Source organism: Kineococcus vitellinus (assembly GCF_009906315.1).
Lineage (GTDB): Bacteria > Actinomycetota > Actinomycetes > Actinomycetales > Kineococcaceae > Kineococcus > Kineococcus vitellinus.
The window spans coordinates 1-1,418 of sequence record NZ_JAAALL010000541.1 but is presented as its reverse complement, the minus strand read 5'-3'; the positions used below and the strand labels follow the sequence as shown (position 1 = coordinate 1,418).

Sequence of the window (1,418 nt, the reverse complement as noted above, 5' to 3'; positions counted from 1 at the left end):
CTCCTGCAGCGCCGGCCCGCCTACCCGCGCGGCCCCTCGGGCCCGGTCAGCTCGGCGAGCCGGCGCTGCAGGAGCACGAGCAGTTCGACGGACTCCCCGTCGCGGGCCCCGCGGCCCACCTGCAGCGGCGGGTCGGAGGGTTCGACGCGGACGCCGAGCAGCCGGGCCAGCGGGCGGGGCGCGACGTCCAGGACGTAGAACCCCCCGTCGGCGCCGAGGCCGAGGGAGCCGTCCCGGCGCAGGTACCAGCCGGTCAGGCCGGTGCGGGCGCGGGCGCGCCCGACCCGCGCCCGCAGCGGCCCGGCGGGGACCCCGCGCCGCCGCAGCTCAGCGGCGAAGGAGGCCAGCGCCTCCCGCGCCCGCGCGGTCTCCTGCGCCCGGGCGCGCTCGGCGGCGGCCGCGTGGGCCGCGGCCGCCTGGCTGCGGCGGGCCCGCCAGTCCCCGCGCTCGTCAGACCCCTCGGGCTCCTCGGGCACGGGGGAACCCTACGGCCGCGGTCAGGCCGTCGTCGCCGCCCCGGTGAACAGGGCCGCCACGAGCTCCAGGTCGCCGGTGGCGCGCAGCTCCGGCGCGGGCAGCGGGGCCAGCACGCGGGTGCCCGCCGCGGCGCACGCCAGCCGCAGCGGCGCGTCGAACTCCCGGGCCGTCGCGGCGCGCGCGTCGAGGAGGTCGACCTGCGCGACGGCCCCGCGCACGGTGCCCGGGTCGCGGTCGACGACGCGGACCGCGCCCTCGCCGAGCTCGGCGGCCAGCAGCGCGGCCAGCGCGCCGACGGCGGCGGAGTCGTGCGCGAGGACGCAGCGGGCACCGGCGGCCAGCGCGGAGCACAGGGCGCGGGTGGTGCCGAGGAAGTCGGGCGGCGCCAGGACCGCCACCCGCGGCGGGCGGCGCCCGGTCGTGGCGGCGGGCAGCAGCAGGTCGAGCTTGTCGCTCCAGCCGGCCCAGCGCACGACGGTGTCGACGCACCCGTCGACCTGCGCGACGGCCTCGGAGATGCGGCAGCGGTGGCTGCGGCGCACCGCCTCCACGAGGCGGTTGCGCTCGGCCTCGACCTCGACGGCCGCGGCGAGCAGGGCGCGCCCGCGCACCAGCGGAGCGGCGGCGGGAGCGGGGGCCGGGGCGGTCCCGGCGGGCTCAGCCACGGCAGGCCCGCAGCAGCTCCAGCGCCTCGCGGCGGTGCTCCGGCGGGGCGGGCGCCGCGACCCCGAGCTCGCCGCCCCAGACCCGCACGCTGCCCGCGCCCTCCAGGTGGGCGGGCACGTCGGCGGGCGAGCGCACCCCCCGCACGCCGAGCACCGGGCCCGGCGGCGGCCAGGGGCTGTGCCGGCCGACGCGCACGAGCGCCGGCGGGCTCCACCAGCCGTGCTCGGGCAGGCCGTCGGGCAGCGGGGCGCCGGCCGCCTCGCGGGCGGCGAGCG

2 protein-coding genes and 1 pseudogene are annotated in these 1,418 nt (G+C 82.6%); all 3 read right to left on the bottom strand.

Going from position 1 to position 1,418, the window contains the following annotated elements:
• Positions 1-20: 20 nt before the first annotated feature.
• Complete coding sequence (locus tag GTQ99_RS23245; protein ID WP_166618016.1) at positions 21-476, bottom strand: hypothetical protein; 456 nt, start codon at positions 474-476, stop codon at positions 21-23.
• Between the two features lie 21 nt (positions 477-497).
• Positions 498-1,142, bottom strand: a complete 645-nt coding sequence (locus GTQ99_RS23240; RefSeq protein WP_166618015.1) for a hypothetical protein — start codon at positions 1,140-1,142, stop codon at positions 498-500.
• Positions 1,135-1,418: pseudogene (locus tag GTQ99_RS23235) on the bottom strand (hypothetical protein); the annotation flags it as partial. The pseudogene GTQ99_RS23235 and the gene GTQ99_RS23240, both read right to left, overlap by 8 nt.